Source organism: Flavobacterium aquicola (genome assembly GCF_003385115.1).
Classification (GTDB): Bacteria; Bacteroidota; Bacteroidia; order Flavobacteriales; family Flavobacteriaceae; genus Flavobacterium; species Flavobacterium aquicola.
The window spans coordinates 1-4,724 of the sequence record NZ_QUNI01000031.1; the positions used below are offsets into that span (position 1 = coordinate 1).

The following is a 4,724-nucleotide window of genomic DNA, read 5'->3' on the forward strand; positions in this document are numbered from 1 at the left end:
AAATGAAAGCGTCAATTCGGCACGAATTGGCTGTAAAATCTCCTGTAACGTTCTGGCACTACAGCGGGTTTGGGACTAAATTAAGCCCATTCTTCGGATTTGCCAAATCATCCAAATACAAAACCATTTTTCCATTAAGCCTATTGCCCAAATCCGTTGTAGTGGCTGTTATGCGTTCGGTTTTATATTAGTTGCAGTTAATTCCAATTCTGCTAGTTTTGCTTTTTCAATGATGTTTGAATAATCCAATTCTGTTTTATGTTCTATAACAGTATTGATGAAATAATAAGAATTGATTTTATTATTTTGTTAGATTAAATTCCAAAAAAATAATTAAAATAACTTTTACTTGGTTCTTTAATTATTTGTTTTCCAACTTCAACATATTTCCCATTTGAGTCTTTTCTCATTACTATAATTTCGCCAATACTTTTTCGAACTACATCACCAACTTGTATTTCTAATCCTTCACAATTACTATCATAAAAATATTTATCATTTTCATAATATATTTTGTTCCCTCTTCCTTCTGTTATTTTTAGAATTTCTCCACTAAAAGTACTTTTGCTAAATTCTATGCTTTTTTCGTAATATTCCGTCTTTGAGTTATAAACCATAAAGCAGAAAATTGAAATTACTATTATTACTGGAAATATTTTTCTCATTACATTTTCCTTTTTTCTTTTAGGTTTCTATTGGTCTAAACTGACGCATAACGTTCTGGCACTACAGCGGGTTTGGGATTAAATTAAGCCTATTCTTCGGATTTGCCAAATCATTCAAATACAAAACAATCTTTCCATTAAGCCAAATACCCAAATCCGTTGTAGTGGCTGTTGGCGGTAGTGCATTTGTTTACAATGGTTTTACTTTTTTTCTTTTAGTTCTGGTAAAAGCTTTTCTTCACTAATTGGAAATCTCATCGCTCTTCTGTTGCTAATATCACCATAGTTTTCCCACATTATTTCACTTCCATCTTCAATATCTTCGTAGATTGGAATAAGATTTCCGATTCCAATAAAAATCCATTCCATTTCTACATTGTCAGAGTTAGTGAATTTAAATTCTGCTTCCTTTCCAATTTTAACAGCTTTATCGTATGCTATTTTTGGAGTTTCGGCTTTAATTATATGGAAATTTCCCCAAGTTTTAACTCGACGCAATTCTTGTGCTTCATTTCGGTTTACGGGCTCACATTTTTCAATTATTTCAGCGATATACCACTTTCCATTTTCAATTGATATTTTCTCGTTTTCCATATTTTCTGTTTGCATTACCGCCAACGTTCTGGCACTACAGCGGGTTTGGGACTAAATTAAGCCCATTCTTCGGATTTGCCAAATCATTCAAATACAAACTATCTTTCCATTAAGACCAATTGCCCAAATCCGTTGTAGTGGCTGTTAGCAGTAGTCTATTTCTTTACGTTTATTATTTCAGCATCAAAATCTGTCATTAAAAATACGTTGTCAAATTCTGTTTCAGTTTCGTAGTTTTCATTTTCATCAAATTGGAAAGAAACAGAAGAAAGTGAGCCGATAAATAAGACAAGCCAATATTCTGAAATTTGTTTATTACCAGATTTATAGTTTTTTATTTTGTGTTCTTTTTTTCTTATTTCTTTTTCTAGGCGAGTTTGAGTCAAATATGGACCTTGCCAGTTTTTTTCATTGTAGGAAAAACTTAATTGAGAATGAATTGAAATTTTTACTTTGGAAATAAATGAAGGTTTATTTTCATTAATTCCTTTAGATAAGTTGTGAATATATTTTACAATTTCATTTGCTAAATTTCTCTTTTCGGTTTCTTTGTATTCTATTTTATCGTCAACAATGAAAATTTGAGCAAATAGTTTGTCATCTGGAAAATTTGAAGAATAAAGTTTCTCAGAATATTTTATTAATGAATTTGCTTTGTTGTAATTTATTACGTTTTCAGTAAAAATTCTAGTATGCTCAAGTCCAATAATTTTAGATTGATATTCAATTATGAAATCGGGATCTGGTGGTTGTGGCTTTTCTAAAATTTTAATTTCAGAGTTTATTTTATAAACAAATTTTCCAATTTGACAGACTTCGAGAATTTCTTTATCGGGTAAATTATATTTTTCGATTATAGGAAGTATTATTTTACCCAATTCAGTATTCTCTTTTTTGTGATGGTCAATTAGTTTTTTGACTTCTGAAAGTTCTATTTCCATTCAGTTTTTTTTTAGATTACTGCTAACGTCCCGCTACTACAGCGGGTTTGGGACTAAATTAAGCCCATTCTTCGGATTTGCCAAATCATTCCAAATACAAAACCATTTTTCCATTAAGCCAATTGCCCAAATCCGTTGTAGTAGCTGTTAGGCGTTCGGTTTTCTTTCCACTAAAAACGGATGATGTTTTAGTTGTTCTTCGTATTGTTCTTTATTTATAAATGGCCAATAATCAAAATCTCCACTTTTTTTCATTTCAACTAGTTCTCTTTCTTTTTCATCCATTTTGTTTTTATAATATTTTCCAAAGGATAATAGATTGGAAATATGTTCGCTAAATGAAAACCTAATTGTTGGATTTATTGCGTCAAAATAAGGCCATTGATATTCAATCTCAGAATTTAAGAACAAAATATATTTAGCTATTTCTTTTAATTGTTCTTCTGAAAGTTTGTTTTTGCTTTTTAGTTTCTGTTCTTCTAAGTCGCTGTATAAGCACCAACTTAATTCAAGTATTGGTTGGATTATCCCATCATCAAATTTAGCTTCTTTAGATCTATAGTATTGTTCTGGAAGCCAACCAAAACTCACATCATCTGTTATATAGTCTTCAAATTCGTCATTACTTATTAATCCAATAGATAAATGTCTAAGATGATATGCTAATTTTTTTCTTCTTTCTCTATCGACCATATTCTTGATTTCGTTTTGTTAAACTGACGCCTAACGTCCTGGCGCTACACGAGGTTTGGGATTAAATTAAGCCCATTCTTCGGATTTGCCAAATTTTCAAAATACAAGACCATTTTTAAATTAAGCCTAATGCCCAAATCTCGTGTAACGGCTGTTATGTGTTGGTTGTTTTACCGAAAATACGATTTTAACTGCAAAACTTTTTACGTTTCTGTTGGCACGTTCCAACTTTCACGCTTCTGTTTTGAAAGTTTTCTACGCAAACAAACGTATATTTTCTAATGATTTCCTTCTGCGTATTTTCGGCACAACTAGCACATAACGTTCTGGCGCTACACGAGGTTTGGGATTAAATTAAGCCTATTTTTCGGATTAGCCAAATCTTCCAAATACAAGACCATTTTTAAATTCAGCCTAATGCCCAAATCTCGTGTAACGGCTGTTATGCGGGGGTTGTTTTGGCGAAATTACAATTTAACCGCAAATTTTTCACGCTTCTGTTGGCAGATTCCAATTTTCACGCTTCTGCTTTTCGGTTCGCAATTTTCAACTTATTGTTATTAATTTTCTTTTCAATGTTTCGCAAAGCTTTTCAAGTTTCTGATGGCAGATTTTGATTTTCACGCTTTGTTTTTCAGATTCCAATTTTTCAAGTTTCTGTTGGCGATTCCAATTGTCACGCTTCCGCTTTTTTAAGTTTCTGCGAGTTACAAAACTTCATTTCCAAATTGGATTTGTCTGCGTAATTTCGGCACAACTCCCGCATAACGTTCTGGTACTACAGCGGGTTTGGGACTAAATTAAGCCCATTCTTCGGATTTGCCAAATCATTCAAATACAAAACCATCTTTCTATTAAGCCAATTGCCCAAATCCGTTGTAGTAGCTGTTAGGTGTAGTTTTTTATTTGAAAATTTCAGGTTTATTGTTTTTTTCTCTATGTTGTTCAGTAATAATAGCTTTTAATTTTTGTTTTGTTTTCTTAATTTTTGAAAGAGGATTACGAATGTTTGTGCCTTCAATTTTAATAACTGCTCCGCCACTAAAACCTCTTGGAATTGGTGATTTTTGCCAACGACCATCAACTAAAATATCGTCTTCATAAGCAGTAACAAATTGTGGGATATGGTCAATATTATAAATTTCATATGTTTCATTGTCTACTTCAAGAGATGAATATGCTTCCCTTTTAGAATAAACTTGATTACCTTCTGTATTTGATTTTTTATTTCTAAATCCAGATGTTAGATAAATTGGCTGAACCTTTTTGTCATCATCATTAAATTCTAAATCTTCTAGACTTATTGCCAAATTTTTTAGATTTTCACTTATATCAGATTGAATGTGAAAAACAGTTGCGTCTAAATAATTTGAGTAGGGTGTTTCAATTTTACCTGATGAAAATCTTTCACCACTTATTTGTTCAATTAGTGAACCATCACCAATCCCAGTTTGTAAAACAAACCCTTCAAATGATTCAAATAGATGAGTGCTAGATAAAATAAAATATTGATTTTTTATTTTAATTAAAACTCCAGAGCCAAATTGTTCAGCTTTAGTTTTTGGTTTTTGATGTGCTTTTGCTTTTGGAATTGCATAGATGGGTATAACTGCTTTTTCAACATCTTGTGGAGTTTCAAGTGCAATTTTGGTTTGTTTTTCTAGAATTTCAAACGCTATTTTTACAATAGGATTTTCTAAATCAATTTTTGGTTTCGCCATTTTTTTTTAAAATTACACCTAACGTTCTGGCACTACAGCGGGTTTGGGACTAAATTAAGCCCATTCTTCGGATTTGCCAAATCATCCAAATAAAAACCATTTTTCTATTA

6 protein-coding genes are annotated in these 4,724 nt (G+C 31.5%); 1 reads left to right on the forward strand and 5 read right to left on the reverse strand.

Features of this window, described 5'->3' with window-relative positions; translation table 11 throughout:
* Positions 1-191, forward strand: a 191-nt coding sequence (locus tag C8P67_RS22250; RefSeq protein ID WP_170141512.1) for a hypothetical protein, incomplete at its 5' end; no start/stop codon positions are given.
* A gap of 123 nt (positions 192-314) precedes the next feature.
* On the opposite strand, the gene C8P67_RS21645 is transcribed toward C8P67_RS22250, so the two are convergent.
* The 5 genes from C8P67_RS21645 to C8P67_RS21665 all read right to left on the reverse strand — a co-directional run bounded on the left by C8P67_RS21645 (position 315) and on the right by C8P67_RS21665 (position 4,614).
* Complete coding sequence (locus C8P67_RS21645) at positions 315-665, reverse strand: hypothetical protein (protein ID WP_115815278.1); 351 nt, start codon at positions 663-665, stop codon at positions 315-317.
* A gap of 201 nt (positions 666-866) precedes the next feature.
* Positions 867-1,259 (reverse strand): DUF4288 domain-containing protein, encoded by a 393-nt coding sequence (locus C8P67_RS21650; protein ID WP_115815282.1) that lies wholly within the window; start codon positions 1,257-1,259, stop codon positions 867-869.
* 155 nt (positions 1,260-1,414) lie between these two features.
* The gene (locus C8P67_RS21655; protein ID WP_115815279.1) at positions 1,415-2,200 is read right to left on the reverse strand and encodes a hypothetical protein; all 786 of its coding nucleotides are present in this window, start codon (positions 2,198-2,200) and stop codon (positions 1,415-1,417) included.
* A gap of 147 nt (positions 2,201-2,347) precedes the next feature.
* Positions 2,348-2,893 carry a hypothetical protein gene (locus C8P67_RS21660; RefSeq protein ID WP_115815280.1) on the reverse strand — a complete coding sequence of 182 codons (546 nt, stop codon included), beginning with the start codon at positions 2,891-2,893 and terminating at the stop codon, positions 2,348-2,350.
* Between the two features lie 902 nt (positions 2,894-3,795).
* Positions 3,796-4,614, reverse strand: a complete 819-nt coding sequence (locus C8P67_RS21665; RefSeq protein ID WP_115815281.1) for a hypothetical protein — start codon at positions 4,612-4,614, stop codon at positions 3,796-3,798.
* Positions 4,615-4,724: the final 110 nt, after the last annotated feature.

Bases quoted from the DNA above. Each gene is read 5' to 3' on its own strand.
- C8P67_RS21645 (WP_115815278.1), bottom strand. From the start codon at position 665: ATGAGAAAAATATTTCCAGTAATAATAGTAATTTCAATTTTCTGCTTT.
- C8P67_RS21650 (WP_115815282.1), bottom strand. From the start codon at position 1,259: ATGGAAAACGAGAAAATATCAATTGAAAATGGAAAGTGGTATATCGCT.
- C8P67_RS21655 (WP_115815279.1), bottom strand. From the start codon at position 2,200: ATGGAAATAGAACTTTCAGAAGTCAAAAAACTAATTGACCATCACAAA.
- C8P67_RS21660 (WP_115815280.1), bottom strand. From the start codon at position 2,893: ATGGTCGATAGAGAAAGAAGAAAAAAATTAGCATATCATCTTAGACAT.
- C8P67_RS21665 (WP_115815281.1), bottom strand. From the start codon at position 4,614: ATGGCGAAACCAAAAATTGATTTAGAAAATCCTATTGTAAAAATAGCG.